Here is a 14785-nt window from a genome sequence, read left to right as displayed (position 1 = left end):
TGATTACCCGTCGAGGTGCGTCAGTCTGGAAGGTTTGAGCAGCGCTTGCGGTAGTCGGCGGGGGTGAGTTGGTAGGCGCGGCGAAACCAGCGGCCCAAGTGGCTTTGATCGGCAAAACCCAGCACGCTGGCGACTTGCGCCGGCGTTTCACCGCGCGCCAGCAACTGCCGTGCTTTGGCCAGGCGTAATTGAATCAGGTAAGCATGGGGCGCCAGACCGAAGGCGGTCTTGAAGGCGCGGCTCAGACGAAAGCGATCGACCCCGCAGACACGCGCGAGGTCATCGAGACCGATATCTTCATAGGTATGCGCGTGCAGATAATCCCGCGCCATCTGCGCCACCAATGGCAGGCGCGGATCGAAGGCCTGACGCTTGCGCCACGCGAGGTGGCCAGTGAGCGAACCCAGCAGGCCGTCGATGGCGGTCTGGCGGACGATGCGCAGATCACCGTCATGCAGTGCGTGAAAGGCCTGAGTGATTGCGGTGGCCAGACGCGGATCCTGGCTGAGTGTGTCGGCAAAACCGGGCTGGCTGTCGGCCGGCGCGTCTTCGAACAGCGCGTGCATTTCACGCTCCAGCCAATGCGGATCGAGGTACAGCATCGAATAGGTGAAACCGTCCTCGGTCGGCGCATGCCCATCGTGGATTTCCCCCGGCTCCAACAAGATCACCTGACCCGGCGTGCTGCGATGACGCACACGGCGGCAATTGAACTGCTGCACCCCTTGCTCGGTGACGCCGACGAGAAAGCTGTCATGCCAGTGCGGGTCGTAGGCATGGCCTTCAAAGTGAGCACGAATCGATTCAATCCCGGTGTCGACATCCTGGGACAAATCGATCCAGTTGCGTTTATCCACGGAAGGCTCCAGGGCTCGTCTTTGAAAAATGCGGCCTCATAAAATAACGCGCAATGCGCAGTGACGTTTAGAAGATTTGTGCAGAAGGCTGAGTGCAAACCGCTAGAATCAATAGCACACGACCCTCCTGCGACAGGTGCCTCTGCAATGATCAACCGACGCTCGCTATGGGTTCTGCCTGCACTGATCGCCCTAAGCCTGACGCTGATCGCAGGCTGCTCAAGCCGCAAACACTATCCACCCTCGGGCGTTGGCGACAGCTGTTATGCCAAGGCCTTGCCGACGGTAGGTGAGGGAGGCTTGGCGTGGGGTTCGAGTCTGAACATGGCGCGGCAAAAATCGATGAACAACTGCATTCGTTATGCCGGGCGCTCGGGAGGCACGCCGAACACCTGTCAGGTGGTATTGGCGAAGTGTAAATAGCGTTGCGTTGGCTGGGGCGCGGAGCTTGTTTGCGCATGAAGTGCTGAATTGCAGACGAAAAAAAACCGCCTTTGCGGGGCGGTTCTTTTTGTAAACCTCGGTTTGCGGTCGAGGTTTGCTGCTTCACTAGCCGAACTGACGTGGGGGAATGGTAAGAGTCTACGCTTCACCTTGCAACGTTAATCTGTGCGCGGAATCGGTTTTTTTATAGTTGTTTATTTGGTTAAACAGGCAGAAATAACGAAGGCTGTAGGTCATTTCCACCGACCGCTGTAGGCATCATCTCAATCTACCTATTATTGACTGCATCAATAACGACCATTAACCCAATGAAGTTCTCATATCAAACCGGCGGCGTAAGATCGGCTCCATTCCCAACACATGCAATCGGAGCACATCACCATGAAACGCCAAGTCCTTCTCGGTATCGCTTTCTCGATCTTCGCACTGAATGCTTTTGCTGCCACTGAAACCGATCCGTTGTTCAGCGATGCCGTCGCCGCTACCGAAACCGATCCATTGTTCAGCGATGCCGTCGCCGCTACCGAAACAGATCCATTGTTCAGTGACGCCGTCGCCGCGACTGAAACCGACCCACTGTTCAGCGACGCCGTTGCTGCTGACGGTTCCGATCATCTGCAGGGCAATCGAGTCGCCGAAGGTGGCGCGGATCGTCTGCTCGAGCGCCGTGCCGTCTGAATGCCACAACTGACCGCAATCCTCAACGAAAAGCCTGGCTTCAACCGCCGGGCTTTTTTACGCCTAAGGTAATGCGAAAAAGATATTGGATTGGTGTTTTTAAGATCGTTTAGTTTTGTCTCAACCACGAATCAAAACGCATCAAACCGATAGACCCCGATTGCCATGACGGCACACGCTGAATCGATCACAGGTTCTTCAGGTTTGATTCACACGGGAGTGAATCATGCCGCATGCCCTCGACATCACCACATTACCGACCCTCGACCTGTCTCTGTTCGAAGGCACGGCGCAGCAGCGCTATGGGTTTCTTGAAGATCTGCGCCACGCCGCCCGCGATGTCGGGTTCTTCTATTTAACCGGGCATGGCATCGACAGCCGCTTGCTCGAGCAAGTACAAGATCACGCCCGTCAGTTTTTCGCTTTGCCTGACGCCGAAAAAGCCGCCGTCGGCATGATCAATTCGCCGCACTTTCGCGGCTACAACCGTGCAGCGTCGGAAATCACCCGAGGTCAACCCGACTGGCGCGAACAGTTCGATCTGGGCGCCGAGCGCGAGGCTTTGCCGATAGAAGCGGACAGCCCGTTCTGGGCACGGCTGCAAGGTCCCAACCAATGGCCGACGGCATTGCCCGAACTCAAACCGTTGCTACTCGAATGGCAGCAGGCGATGACACGCATGTCCCTGCGTTTGCTGCGTGCCTTCGCCCAGGCCCTGTCGCTGCGGGCCGATGCGTTCGATCAACTCTATGGCGACAAACCCAATGAGCACATCAAACTCATGCGCTATCCCGGGCAATCGCCCGAGGCGAGCAAGCAAGGTGTTGGCGCGCACAAGGATTCCGGGTTCCTGAGCTTCTTGCTGCAAGACCAGCAAGCCGGCCTGCAAGTCGAAATCGAAGAGGGCCGCTGGATAGATGCGCTGCCACGCGAGAACACCCTGGTGGTGAACATCGGCGAGCTGCTTGAACTGGCCAGCAACGGATATTTGCGCGCCACGGTGCACCGGGTTGTCTCGCCGCCGCAGGGCAGTGAGCGCCTGTCGATTGCGTTCTTCCTCGGCGCGCAACTTGACGCCACGGTGCCGCTGTATCCGTTGCCTACTGCGCTGTTGCGCGAGGCGCGGGGGCCGGCGAGTGATCCGCTCAATCCACTGTTTCGCGATGTCGGCTGGAACTACCTCAAAGGTCGTCTGCGCTCACATCCCGATGTCGCGCAGCGCTTCTATGCCGACGCGCTGTTGCCGCCGGCACCCGTGCGTAAAACTGCCTGATTCATCCCCCGCTCAAGGACTATCGATATGTTGAAAAAAGCAGGCTTGACCCTGGCCGTCCTCGGCGCGCTGGTGAGTTCGTGGGGTGTTCAGGCGCTGGAACCGTTGCGCGTTGCTGCCGATCCGGTGCCCCACGCGCAGATCCTTGCGTACATCCAGAAAATCGATCCGCAACTCAACCTCAAAGTCATCGAAATCCCCAACGGCGTGAATTCCAACGAGCTGTTGGTGCACGGCGATGTCGACGCCAATTACTTTCAGCATCTGCCGTACCTGAAGTCTCAGGAGCAGGCGCTCGGCGAGAAGTTGGCGGTTGCCGCCACGGTGCATATCGAACCGTTGGGCATTTACTCGCACCGTCACAAAAGCTTCACCGCCGTCCCGGAAAAAGGCATCGTCGCCGTGCCCAACAACGTCACCAACTTGAGCCGCGCGCTGTACCTGTTGCAGGACAACGGTCTGATCAAACTCAAACCCGGCTTCAACGATCCCGCCACCGACCAGGCAACACCCAAGGACATCGCCGAAAACCCGAAACAGCTGAAGATCCTCGAAATCGAATCACCGCAGATCCCGCGCTCGCTCGACGATGTCGATCTGGCAGTGATCAACGGCAACTATGCGCTCGACGCCGGGCTGGTGCCGGCCAAGGATGCGTTGGGGCTGGAGAAGGCTGAGCACAATCCCTACGCGAACATTCTGGTGACCACACCGAAGCTTGCGAACGACCCGCGCATTGCGCAACTGGCCAAGGACCTGACCTCGCCCCAGGTGGCCAAGTACATCACCGACAACTTCGCCGGCTCTGTGATTCCGGTGGTGGGCGGCAAGCCATGATCGCCGTCGAGCAGTTGAGCAAGACCTATGCGGCAGCCACGCAACCGGCGCTGGATCAGGTATCGCTGAGCATTCCCGACGGCGCGGTGTACGGGATTCTCGGGCGCAGCGGGGCGGGCAAGTCGACGCTGTTGCGTTGTCTCAACCTGCTCGAACGCCCGGACAGCGGGCGCATTCTGTTGGATGGCGTTGACCTGACGACGTTGTCCGCCAGCGACCTGCGCCAGCAACGCCAGCGCATCGGCATGATCTTCCAGGGCTTCAACCTGCTGCATTCGCGCAACGTCTTCGACAACATCGCAGTCCCGCTGGAGATCGCCAATGTCGGCAAACCGTGGCGCCATGTGCGGGTTCGCGAGCTGCTGGAACTGGTCGGCTTGAGTGACAAGGCGCAGGCCTTTCCTTCGCAATTGTCTGGCGGGCAAAAACAGCGTGTGGGGATTGCCCGAGCGCTGGCGGCGGAGCCGGCGTATCTGCTGTCGGACGAAGCGACCAGCGCCCTTGACCCGGAAACCACCGCGTCGATTCTCGAACTGCTCAGCGACATCAATCGGCAACTGGGCCTGACCATTGTGCTGATCACCCATGAACTGGACGTGGTCAAGTCAATCTGCGATCACGCGGCGTTCATGGCTGACGGTCGCTTGGTGGAGGCCGGGCCGGTGCCACGCTTGATGGCCGACCCACAATCGAATCTCGGCAGCCTGTTGCGCCCAACGTGCGGGTTGCCACTGGGCCATGCGGCCCCCGGCCTGAGCTTCCTCAAGCAATACGGCGTACGGGCAGCGCAGTCATGAACCGCTCAATCGATTGGCATGAAATCCTCCAATTGGTGCTCAACGCCACCGGGGAAACCGTGTACATGGTGCTGCTCGCCGGGTTGTTCACGTTGCTGATCGGTTTGCCACTGGGCGTGTTGCTGTTCATCAGCCGCCGCACCGGGCTCTATCCGCTGCCACGTCTGAATACGGCGTTGAGTGCCTTGGTCAATCTCGGTCGCTCGCTGCCGTTCGTGGTGATGCTGATTGCCCTGATTCCGCTGACCCGCCTAGTGGTCGGCACGACATTAGGCAGCACCGCCGCTGTGGTGCCGATCACTATCGGCGCGTTTCCGTTCTTCGCGCGCATCGTCGAAAACGCACTGGATGAAGTCGACAAGGGGCGCATTGAAGCGATCCTCGCCATGGGCGGTGACATCGGTCATGTGATCTTCAAAGTGTTGTTGCCCGAAGCGTTGCCAGCGTTGCTCGCCGGGATCACGTTGACGCTGGTGATGTTGATCGGTTTTTCCTCGATGGCTGGGGTGATTGGCGGCGGTGGACTCGGTGATCTGGCCATCCGTTACGGCTATCAGCGTTTCAATAATGAAGTGATGGTCGTCACCGTGGTGGTGTTGGTCATCCTCGTTCAGGGCGTGCAAAGCCTGGGCGATCGACTGGTACGTTCGCTGGCTCATCGCCGCTAAGGAATTTTATGAGTGCGCCTGTCGCCGTGGCTCGCGAGCCACTGATTCGTGTGCGTGAGCTGAGCAAGTCGTTTGCTTCGAACCGTGCGCTGGATCGCGTCAGTCTGGAGATTTATCCCGCCGAAGTGGTGGCTTTGCTCGGCGCCAATGGCGCGGGCAAGTCGACGTTGGTGAAGATTCTGGCCGGTAGCCAGAGCGCCGATGCCGGCGAGATCAGCGTCGATGGTCAACCGCTTCATTTCAACTCACCGTTATCCGCGCGCCGGGTCGGGATTGTTGCGGTGCATCAGCAGATCAACGAGGGCATTGCGCCGGGTTTGAGTGTGGCCGAGAACCTGCTGCTCGATGAGTTGTGCAAGCCTGACGCAGACTTCTGGCTCAATCGAAAACGCCTGCTGGCGCGTGCTGCGAACATTGCTGCCGGGCTCGGCCTGACGTTGCCGCTGGAGCAGCCAATCGAACATCTTGGCCAAGCCGAACGCCAATTGGTGGTGCTGGCCCGAGCGTTTGCCTTGCAGCCCCGCTTGCTGATTCTCGATGAACCGACGGCGGCGTTATCCGATGCCGAAGCGCAGCGCCTGTTTGCTTTGATCGACACTTTGCGCAGCCGTGGGGTGGCGATTGTCTACATCTCCCATCGACTGTCCGACCTGCAACGCGTGGCCGACCGCGCCATCGTGCTGCGGGATGGACGGATCGCGGGTGACTTCACCTCGCAACAATTGCCCGAAGCGGTCACCGCCATGCTCGGCCAGGCGCTCGCCGAGCATGCGTATGCCCCGCGAGCGTCCGGGCGCGCAGTGTTGCAGCTCGACGCGATGAAGATCCTGCCGCGCTCGAAGGCCTTCGATCTGACCCTGCATGAAAACGAAGTGGTGGTGCTCACCGGCCTACTGGGCGCGGGTAAAAGCGAGATCGCCGAAGTGCTGTTCGGCCTGCGCCAAGCGACGTCGGGCAGCGTTCGGCTGGACGGCGTCGAAGGGGTTGCGCGCTCGCCGCGGGAGGCGATTCAACTCGGTATTTTTTTCGCTGCTGAAGACCGCGCCAGTCAATCGCTGGTGCCGGATTTCTCCCTGCGTCGCACGCTGACCTTGCCGTTTCTCGAACGCTTTACCCGTGGCGGATTCATCCGTAATCGCGCCGAAGCGGCAGCGGTCGAGGCGCAGGTCGCAGCGCTCGGCATCAAGACCACCGGCATCGATGTGCCCATGACCGCGCTGTCCGGCGGCAATCAGCAAAAAGTCGTCCTCGGCCGCTGGCTGCTGGGGGAGGGGCGGGTGTTGATTCTCGACGAACCGTTCCAGGGTGTCGACGTGCGTGCCCGCCGTGAGATTGGCCAACTGCTGCGCGACAGCGCCCACGGCCGCGCGACGTTGGTGATTTGCGCCGATGTCGATGAAGCCCTGGAAATTGCCGATCGCATCCTGCTGGTGCGTGATCACACCTTAGTTGCCGAGTACCCGCGCGCCGATCTGAACCGCGCCGATCTGGTCGCCGCACTGGCCGGTATCGAGGTCGGCGAACATCCCCTTCAAGCCACGCCAAGGAGCAGAGCGAGTGCCTGATTCAAGTTCACTGTTATCGACTAACACGGCACCCGCCGAACGCCTGCTGCAAGCGTTGATCCGCTATGGCCTGCTGTGGCTGCTGGCATTGATCGTGGTGTTTTTCAGCGTTGCCGAACCGGCGTTTCTGCGGGTTGGCAATCTGTTCAGCATTCTGCAATCGGTGTCGATCGTCGCGCTGTTGGCATTGGGCGTGACCCTGACCATGGCGGTCGGCGGCCTCGATCTGTCGATTGGCGCAGTCGCAGCCATGAGCCTGATGATCGCCAGTTACGTGATGGTCGTGCTCGGCTGGGGCGCCGTGCCTGCGGTGTTGATCAGCCTGGCCGGCGGTGCGTTGGTCGGTCTGCTCAACGGTTGGCTGATCGTCAAATTGCGGGTGCCGGACATTCTCGCGACGCTCGGCAGCATGTTTCTGGTGATCGGTGTGCAGCTGATTCCCACCGGCGGCCGCTCGATTGCAGTCGGCATGACCTTGCCCAGCGGTGAAGAAACCGAAGGCACATTCAGCGCCGCGTTTCTCGCGTTGGGGCGCGGGCGCTTGTGGGACGTGGTGCCGATTCCGGTATTGATCACTGCCGTCGTCGCGCTGGCGGTGTGGCTGTTTCTCGAGCGCACGCGCATCGGCCGTTTGTTCTACGCCATCGGCGGCAACGAGCAGGCAGCGCGACTGGCCGGTGCGCCGGTGCACCGCTTCAAGTTGCTCGCTTATGTGCTCTCGGCGGTGCTGGCGTCGCTGGGCGGTTTATTGCTTGCGGCGCGGCTGGGCCGTGGCGACGTCAGTTCCGGTAACGGCTTGGTGCTGGACGCACTGGGGGCGGCGCTGATCGGTTTTGCCGTGCTCGGCGCGAAGAAGCCCAATGCCTTTGGCACGTTGATCGGCGCGCTGTTGGTGGCATCGCTGCTTAACGGCCTGACCATGCTTAACGCGCCGTATTACGCGCAGGATTTCGTCAAGGGACTGGTGCTGGTGCTGGCCCTGATGTTCACCTTCGGCCTCGCGCATCGGGCGCGCTGAGCCGCATTTATTCAAGGAAGTGGTATGCACGGTTCAATCAAACAGTTCGCCCGCCAGTGCGTCGCGGCTGCAGTGTTGTCGACGTTGGCGCTGGGCGCGCAAGCCAAGGCCTTGCCCGGTGCGCCGGCGCCGTTCGACAAAGGTCAGGTGCAGATCGCGCTGGTGGGTTACCTGTTCTCCGGGGATTTTCCCGAGGCGTATTTGCGCGGCGTCGAGCAACAGACGCAAGCGCTGGGTGCCAACCTGCGGGTGTTCGATGCACGCCAGCAAGCGGCGAGTCAGGGCGAGATGATCGATCAGGCGATTGACCTGGGCGTTGACGGCATCATCGTTCAGCTCGGCCTCGCCGAAACCCTTAAAGCGCCGATTGACCGGGCCATCGCCAAAGGCATCAAAGTCGTTGCATTCGACGTCGATCTGAACACGCCGCAAGTGACCCAGGTCGAGCAGGATCACCACGCCCTGGCACGTCTGGCCCTGGATCAAGCGGTGAAGGACAACGGCACGCGCTTCGATGCCGGTTATGTGTACATCAGCGGTTTCACCCCGATGGAGCGCCGCGACGAAATCTGGAGCCAAGTGAAAAAGGCCAATCCGGGGATCGTCGAGAAGGCCCGCTTCGGCACGCTGAATCCGCCGATTGCCAACTCGGTAGCCGATCAGGCGAGTGCGGTGCTGCGGGCGAATCCGGGGATCAGCGTGATCTTTGCGCCGTTCGATGAATTCGCCAAAGGCGCGAAAATCGCCGTGGACGAGGCGGGGCTGGCGAGCAAAGTGAAGATCTACAGCGCCGACATTTCCACCGCCGATATCCAGATCATGAAAGAACCGGACAGCGCCTGGGCCGCGACGGCGGCGGTCAACCCGCAAGTGGCCGGAGCGATCAGCGTGCGCAGTCTGGCGATGTTGATTGCCGGGGAAAATCCGGGGCATCAGGTGCTGGTGCCGCCGACCTTGATCACCCGTCAGCAGTTGCTCGACCTGGACGTGAAAAACGTCCGCGACCTCGCGCAAAAACTCCCGGCGTTTGGTGATACCGCGAATGTCGCGCGGGCGCCGTGGATTCCGGTGGCTAACTGAAAATCTCTGGCTGACTGACCTATTGCCATCGCTAGCAGGACAGTTAATGGTTGTGTCGGCTGACACACCGCTATCACTGCGGGAGACAAGGAGTACACATGAATAACAAGGCTGCGCGTTTGCGCAAAAGCCGTTCGCCAAGCGCGGATCCGCAGTTCGGCACACGACTGCCGCCAGGCCAGGTGCTCACCGAGCGTTTTCCGATTCTCCACGAAGGCGAGGTACCGCAATACGCCCTCGCGGATTGGTCGCTACGGCTATTCGGCACACGCCAACAGCCGCTCGAATTGCGCTACGCCGATCTGCAAGCCCTGCCGCAACGTCAATTGCAATGCGACATCCATTGCGTCACGCGCTGGTCGAAGTTCGATACCCATTGGAGCGGTGTACATCTGCGGGATCTGTTGCAGGCTTTCGAGATCCAGCCGACCTCATCCTTCGTCATGGCCCACGCCGACCACGATTACCAGACCAACCTGCGGCTCGAAGACTTGCTGCACCCCGACAGCCTGTTGGCCACCCATTACGACGGCCAGCCCTTGACCGCGCAACACGGCTGGCCACTGCGGTTGGTGGTGGCTGGCCGGTATTTCTGGAAGAGCGCGAAGTGGTTGCGGGGTCTGGAATTTGTCGATGAGGAGAAACCAGGATTTTGGGAACAGAACGGCTTTCATCTGCACGCTGATCCGTTTACGGAACAGCGCTTCAGTGGGGATGCACTGGATATTGCTGAGGATGCGTGGAAGGAAAAAGCGTTCGACTGAGCCTCTTCGAATCCATCGCTACGCGCGCAACCGCATTGACTTTGCAATGCGATCAACCTGTGGGAGCGAGCCCGCTCGCGAAGGCCTCGGGTCAGTTACATAATTTGTGACTGTTAAAACGCTTTCGCGAGCAGGCTCGCTCCCACAGGGATATTCGTTTGCGTCTGAATTAGTTGTTCGTTAGTTGGATAAACTGTTCGCCCAGCAACACTTCTGTTGAACTAAGCACACACCATTAACGCGATATAACCTAAGCGTTATTGGTTCTTTGTCGAACGGCGCCGGCTCGTCTAGCATCAGGCTTCAGGGGGGAATTTATTACGCTGGGGATCTTGCGCTTTACCGATATTCTTCACTCAAACTGCCTTTCAAAATCAAAACTACAGCAGACATTGCCGTGCACTGATTGTCGAACTTTTATGTGTCGGCAACGGGCCGGTATTAACTGCGATTCCAGGAGCTGTTACATGCACTACCGTTCCCGTTCATTACTGGCCGCTGCTGTTGTAACAGCCATTTGGCAACTTCCCGCCAAGGCTGAAGAAACTTCTGCGAGCGTAGAAGACGAATCACGCCTCGGCACGGTGTTGGTCACCGGCACCCGCGGCACTTCGCGCACGGTGCTCGACTCACCGGTGCCAGTCGATGTACTCACCGCCGAAGACCTGAAAACCGCCGGCGCCGCTGACGGCGAATTGGGCGCGGCGTTGCAGACGTTGTTGCCGTCCTTCAGCCTGCCGCGCCAATCCAATTCCGGTGGCGCTGACCATGTGCGCGCCGCGCAACTGCGGGGCATGAGTCCAGATCAGGTGCTGGTGCTGGTCAACGGCAAGCGCCGCCACACCTCGGCGGTGGTCAATGATTCGTCGAAAATCGGTCGCGGTACAGCGCCGGTGGATTTCAACTCGATCCCCATCAGTGCGATCAAACGCATCGAAGTGCTGCGCGACGGCGCAGGCGCGCAGTACGGTTCCGACGCGATTGCCGGGGTGATCAACATCATCCTCGACGACGCTCCCGAGGGCGGCGAAGTGTCGACCAGTTATGGCGCCTATCACACCCATCAGGATGCGATCGGCAAGACCACCACCGACGGCCAGAACAGCGTGACTACCGCGAAGATCGGCACACGTCTTGGCGAGGAGGGCGGTTTCATTCGTGGCGGCACCGAATACAAGGATCGCAACCCGACCAACCGCGCCGGTTTCGATGGCTTCGACGACACCCCCAACCAGCGCAATTACGTGATGGGCGACGGCATCGCCCGTGACGTCAACCTGTGGTTCAACAGTGAACTGCCGCTGGCCGGTGGCAAGGCTTACAGTTTCGGCACCCTCAACCAGCGCCACACCACCGGCGCCGAATTCTATCGCTACCCGTACGAGCAACCGCAGTTCTATCCCAACGGCTACCTGCCGCAATCGCTGGGTGACAACAAGGACGTCTCCGCCACCGCCGGTTTCAAAGGCATGCTCGGTGACGACTGGGACTTCGACAGCAGCGTCACCCACGGCCGCAACCGCTTCGAGGGATCGACGCGACGCACCCTCAACGTCAGCCTCGGCGAAGACTCACCGACGAAGTTCGACACCGGTGATTACGAACTGCGCCAGACCACGTCCAACCTCGATTTCAGCCGCGAATTGCGCCTCGGCGAGCGTTCGTTTGTGCTCGCGGTCGGCGGCGAATACCGCTACGAAAACTACCTGACCTACGCTGGCGATGAAGCGTCGTATATCGGCTCCGGAGCTGACGGCGCGAATGGCCTGCGACCGAGTGAAGAGTCGGATCTGGATCGCAACGTATTCGGCACTTACGCCGAATTGTCCGGGGATTTGACCGACAACTTTTTCGTCGATGCCGCCACGCGCTGGGAGCATTACGACGACGCCGGCAGCAAACTCACCGGCAAGCTCAGCGGTCGCTACAAGTTGACCGAGCAGTGGGCGTTGCGCGGCGCGATGTCCAACAACTTCCGCGCGCCTTCGCTGGCGCAGAGCGGCTTCCAGAACACCACCAGCAACTTCGGCGATGGCGGCACCCTGACCGATATCCGCGTGCTTTCGGTCAACGACCCGATTGCCCGCGCGTTGGGTGCGGAAAAACTCGATCCGGAAACCTCGAAAAACTTCAGCCTCGGCCTGACCTTCCAGTTGAACGAGCGCTTCGATGCCTCGCTGGACGTGTTCCGCATCGACGTCAAAGACCGCATCACGTTGTCGCAGCGGATCGGCAGCGATGCGCTGGAAAACTACATCAACGACAACTTTGGCGTGGCCGGCGTGCACGACGTCAACTTCTTCACCAACGCCGCCGACACCAGTACCCACGGCGCCGAGCTGGTGCTCAACTACCATCAGCCGTTCTACGAAGGGCAACTGGGCCTGACCACCGCGTACACCTACAACCACACCAAAGTCACCAGCACCAAAGGCACACCGTCGCAACTCACTGCGCTGGGCATCGGCAACGACGCGCTGGTCGGCGTCGAAGAAACCAACACGCTGACCGACGCGGCGCCAAAGGATCGCTTCATCGTTTCCGCCAACTGGGCCAGTGAGCATTGGGGCTTGCTCGGACGTCTGACCCGCCAGGGCGAGACCACCCGCGTGTTCGATTTCGGCGATTCGCAACCGGAACAAACCTACGGCGCGGTGTGGCAACTGGACGCCGAGGTGACCTACAAATTCACCCCGAAATTCAACATCGCCGTGGGCGGCAATAACCTCACTGACAACTACCCGGAGCGCTCGGGTTCGGAGATCAACTACGGCGGCAATTTGCCGTATGACGTGCTGTCGCCAATCGGCACCAATGGCGCCTATTACTACGCCCGCGCCACTTATGGGTTCTAACGTTGGGCCGGGGCGGCATCTGCCGGTATTTCAGGCGTTGTTGATCACGCTGGGCATGGTGATCACCACCGATATCCTCAAAACCGCGCCCACCGTGGCACTCAACGTCGGGCCGGATTATTTCTACCTGGTGTGGGTGCTCGGCGGCGTCGCCTCGATGATCGGCGCGCTGTGTTTTGCCGAGATGGCCACGGCGTTTCCGCATCCCGGCGGTGACTACCACTTTCTGCGCACGGCGTATGGCGAGCGCATGGGATTTCTGTTCGCCTGGTCGCGGTTTTCGGTGATGCATACCGGGTGGATTGCGTTGTCGGCGTTCATGTTCGCCGATTATTTCAATGCGGTTGTGCCGCTGGGGCCGTACGGCTCTGGATTGTTCGCCGGCGCGGTGATAGCGGCGTTGGTCCTGCTCAATCTCAGCGGCAAACACATCGGTTTCATCACCCAGACGTTGTTGGTGGGCCTGCTCGCATTGGGCTTTTTGAGCATTGCCAGCGCCGGCGTCTGGCTGAAATGGCAGGGCATCGAACCACCCACACCGAGCGTAATGGTCACGCCGGAAAACACCGGCATGGCCGGGTTTTCGGCGGCGATGATTTTCGTTTTCCTGGCCTTCGGCGGCTGGAGTGATGCGGCGACGTTATCGGCGGAAGTGCGTGACGGTCGGCGAGGGATTTTCATCGCCATGCTCGGCGCGTTGACCGTGTTGATGATCATCTATCTGGCGCTCAATTGGGCATTCGTCCAGGGCTTGGGATTCGCCGGACTGGCGGCGAGCAATGCGCCTGGGGTTGAGTTGCTGAGCCGTGCATTCGGCGCCCCCGGGGTCCTGCTGATTCTGTTGATGGTCGGGATTGCCGCCATCGCCACCATCAACTCGACGTTGCTGGTGGGCGCGCGCACCACCTACGCCGCCGCCCGCGATGTACCGCAATTGCGCAGTTTCGGTGACTGGGACGATCGCCACGGTGTGCCACGCAAAGCGCTCTTGGCAGAAGGTGCAGTGGCGTTGCTGCTGGTGGTGTTCGGCAGTTTTACCCAGAGCGGCTTCAACACCATGGTCGAGTATCTGACCCCGGTGTATTGGCTGTTTTTGAGTTTGAGCAGTGTCGCGTTGATCATTCTGCGCCGGCGCTTTCCGCGCGTGCCGAGGCCGGTGCGGGTGCCGTTGTATCCGCTGTTGCCGTTGCTGTTTTTGGCGTTGTGCCTGTACATGCTGTATTCCAGCGTGACAGTGGTCGGGTACGGGGCGTTTGTGGGGATTGGCGTGTTGCTGATGGGCGCGGTGTTATTGGCGGGATTGAGCCGCGTGGCGTCGACGCCTCGGCAGGCTCCACAGCAGACCCTGGACTAGAACGACACCTCGGCCGGTTGTGACAGGCGCAGGACCGACAAATCCCCGGTAATGCGTTTGTACGCCAGGCGAATCGCTTCGATGCTGCCCGCATTCTTCGGGCTGTTCTCATGCAAAATCACAATGACTTTAGTGCTCAAACGCTCAGGCTCCTTCGCGCCTTTATCGCTCCACTGCCCATAAGCATCGAGCACCGTGAACCCATCCGGAAAACGCGGCGTCACTTCCTTGTCGAGAAACTCGCGCCAGCGCGCCGGGCTGACCGCGCCTTCCTTGCGATCAATCGACCCCACGGAGAAGTACAACTCAGTGCGCAACCATTGCGCCTGCGCCGGCCGCGCGGCATCGCCTTGCAGGGTCGAACTGGCGGGATCGTGGGTGTGAACGGAAGCAGGAGGAGGGCTGGCGCAACCGGCGACTGCGAGGAACAGTGCCGCCAGTAAAAGACGTTGAGGCATGGAGCATCCTTAGTGAACGGTGGGTGAATGTGGCGAGTATAAGGTTGCCCGTTGACCGTCAATAAAGACCTAAAAAGCAGCCTGATAGGCGCTTCGGGAATAACTCATTTACACCCCTTGTAGGAGTGAGCCTGCTC

The 14785-nt window shown here is 60.1% G+C and carries 14 protein-coding genes; 12 read left to right on the top strand and 2 right to left on the bottom strand.

Annotated elements, in window-relative coordinates; translation table 11 throughout:
* Positions 1 to 20: 20 nt before the first annotated feature.
* Entirely contained in the window at positions 21 to 857 is an 837-nt protein-coding gene (locus ACQ4OE_RS05455; RefSeq protein WP_430946009.1) for an AraC family transcriptional regulator, read from the bottom strand.
* Between the two features lie 147 nt (positions 858 to 1004).
* Between ACQ4OE_RS05455 and ACQ4OE_RS05450 the strand changes: the two genes are divergently transcribed.
* From ACQ4OE_RS05450 to ACQ4OE_RS05395, 12 genes are all read left to right on the top strand, one after another.
* The gene (locus ACQ4OE_RS05450; protein ID WP_122595548.1) at positions 1005 to 1280 is read left to right on the top strand and encodes a hypothetical protein; all 276 of its coding nucleotides are present in this window, start codon (positions 1005 to 1007) and stop codon (positions 1278 to 1280) included.
* 402 nt (positions 1281 to 1682) lie between these two features.
* A complete protein-coding gene (locus tag ACQ4OE_RS05445) occupies positions 1683 to 1979 on the top strand; it encodes a hypothetical protein (protein ID WP_430946008.1) in 297 nt (98 codons plus the stop codon).
* Between the two features lie 226 nt (positions 1980 to 2205).
* Complete coding sequence (locus ACQ4OE_RS05440; RefSeq protein WP_430946007.1) at positions 2206 to 3252, top strand: isopenicillin N synthase family dioxygenase; 1047 nt, start codon at positions 2206 to 2208, stop codon at positions 3250 to 3252.
* Between the two features lie 27 nt (positions 3253 to 3279).
* A complete protein-coding gene (locus tag ACQ4OE_RS05435) occupies positions 3280 to 4089 on the top strand; it encodes a MetQ/NlpA family ABC transporter substrate-binding protein (protein ID WP_430946006.1) in 810 nt (269 codons plus the stop codon).
* Positions 4086 to 4886, top strand: coding sequence for a methionine ABC transporter ATP-binding protein (locus tag ACQ4OE_RS05430; protein WP_430946005.1), 801 nt, complete (start codon positions 4086 to 4088; stop codon positions 4884 to 4886). The genes ACQ4OE_RS05435 and ACQ4OE_RS05430 overlap by 4 nt, the downstream gene beginning before the upstream one ends.
* Positions 4883 to 5554, top strand: a complete 672-nt coding sequence (locus ACQ4OE_RS05425; protein WP_430946004.1) for a methionine ABC transporter permease — start codon at positions 4883 to 4885, stop codon at positions 5552 to 5554. The genes ACQ4OE_RS05430 and ACQ4OE_RS05425 overlap by 4 nt, the downstream gene beginning before the upstream one ends.
* A gap of 8 nt (positions 5555 to 5562) precedes the next feature.
* Entirely contained in the window at positions 5563 to 7119 is a 1557-nt protein-coding gene (locus ACQ4OE_RS05420; protein ID WP_430946003.1) for a sugar ABC transporter ATP-binding protein, read from the top strand.
* Positions 7112 to 8137: an ABC transporter permease gene (locus tag ACQ4OE_RS05415; RefSeq protein WP_430946002.1), complete on the top strand. Its 1026-nt coding sequence runs from the start codon at positions 7112 to 7114 to the stop codon at positions 8135 to 8137. The genes ACQ4OE_RS05420 and ACQ4OE_RS05415 overlap by 8 nt, the downstream gene beginning before the upstream one ends.
* A gap of 24 nt (positions 8138 to 8161) precedes the next feature.
* On the top strand, positions 8162 to 9217 hold the full coding sequence (locus tag ACQ4OE_RS05410) for a substrate-binding domain-containing protein (RefSeq protein WP_122595556.1): 1056 nt from the start codon (positions 8162 to 8164) through the stop codon (positions 9215 to 9217).
* Between the two features lie 98 nt (positions 9218 to 9315).
* The gene (locus ACQ4OE_RS05405) at positions 9316 to 9981 is read left to right on the top strand and encodes a sulfite oxidase-like oxidoreductase (protein WP_430946001.1); all 666 of its coding nucleotides are present in this window, start codon (positions 9316 to 9318) and stop codon (positions 9979 to 9981) included.
* Positions 9982 to 10448: 467 nt separating this feature from the next.
* A complete protein-coding gene (locus ACQ4OE_RS05400) occupies positions 10449 to 12836 on the top strand; it encodes a TonB-dependent receptor plug domain-containing protein (RefSeq protein ID WP_430946000.1) in 2388 nt (795 codons plus the stop codon).
* A complete protein-coding gene (locus tag ACQ4OE_RS05395; protein WP_430945999.1) occupies positions 12826 to 14190 on the top strand; it encodes an APC family permease in 1365 nt (454 codons plus the stop codon). Before ACQ4OE_RS05400 ends, ACQ4OE_RS05395 begins: the two co-directional genes overlap by 11 nt.
* On the opposite strand, the gene ACQ4OE_RS05390 is transcribed toward ACQ4OE_RS05395, so the two are convergent.
* Positions 14187 to 14648 (bottom strand): DUF3574 domain-containing protein, encoded by a 462-nt coding sequence (locus ACQ4OE_RS05390; protein ID WP_430945998.1) that lies wholly within the window; start codon positions 14646 to 14648, stop codon positions 14187 to 14189. The two genes, ACQ4OE_RS05395 and ACQ4OE_RS05390, sit on opposite strands and share 4 nt — an antisense overlap.
* Positions 14649 to 14785: the final 137 nt, after the last annotated feature.

The sequence above is a fragment of the Pseudomonas sp. WC2 genome (genome assembly GCF_050586545.1).
Lineage (GTDB): Bacteria > Pseudomonadota > Gammaproteobacteria > Pseudomonadales > Pseudomonadaceae > Aquipseudomonas.
This window is presented reverse-complemented; position numbering and strand designations above follow the sequence as displayed.

What these genes read in the sequence shown, in the direction of transcription:
- ACQ4OE_RS05450 (WP_122595548.1), top strand. Translation starts at nt 1,005, where the DNA reads ATGATCAACCGACGCTCGCTATGGGTTCTGCCTGCACTGATCGCCCTA.
- ACQ4OE_RS05445 (WP_430946008.1), top strand. Translation starts at nt 1,683, where the DNA reads ATGAAACGCCAAGTCCTTCTCGGTATCGCTTTCTCGATCTTCGCACTG.
- ACQ4OE_RS05440 (WP_430946007.1), top strand. Translation starts at nt 2,206, where the DNA reads ATGCCGCATGCCCTCGACATCACCACATTACCGACCCTCGACCTGTCT.
- ACQ4OE_RS05435 (WP_430946006.1), top strand. Translation starts at nt 3,280, where the DNA reads ATGTTGAAAAAAGCAGGCTTGACCCTGGCCGTCCTCGGCGCGCTGGTG.
- ACQ4OE_RS05430 (WP_430946005.1), top strand. Translation starts at nt 4,086, where the DNA reads ATGATCGCCGTCGAGCAGTTGAGCAAGACCTATGCGGCAGCCACGCAA.
- ACQ4OE_RS05425 (WP_430946004.1), top strand. Translation starts at nt 4,883, where the DNA reads ATGAACCGCTCAATCGATTGGCATGAAATCCTCCAATTGGTGCTCAAC.
- ACQ4OE_RS05420 (WP_430946003.1), top strand. Translation starts at nt 5,563, where the DNA reads ATGAGTGCGCCTGTCGCCGTGGCTCGCGAGCCACTGATTCGTGTGCGT.
- ACQ4OE_RS05410 (WP_122595556.1), top strand. Translation starts at nt 8,162, where the DNA reads ATGCACGGTTCAATCAAACAGTTCGCCCGCCAGTGCGTCGCGGCTGCA.
- ACQ4OE_RS05405 (WP_430946001.1), top strand. Translation starts at nt 9,316, where the DNA reads ATGAATAACAAGGCTGCGCGTTTGCGCAAAAGCCGTTCGCCAAGCGCG.
- ACQ4OE_RS05400 (WP_430946000.1), top strand. Translation starts at nt 10,449, where the DNA reads ATGCACTACCGTTCCCGTTCATTACTGGCCGCTGCTGTTGTAACAGCC.
- ACQ4OE_RS05395 (WP_430945999.1), top strand. Translation starts at nt 12,826, where the DNA reads ATGGGTTCTAACGTTGGGCCGGGGCGGCATCTGCCGGTATTTCAGGCG.
- ACQ4OE_RS05390 (WP_430945998.1), bottom strand. Translation starts at nt 14,648, where the DNA reads ATGCCTCAACGTCTTTTACTGGCGGCACTGTTCCTCGCAGTCGCCGGT.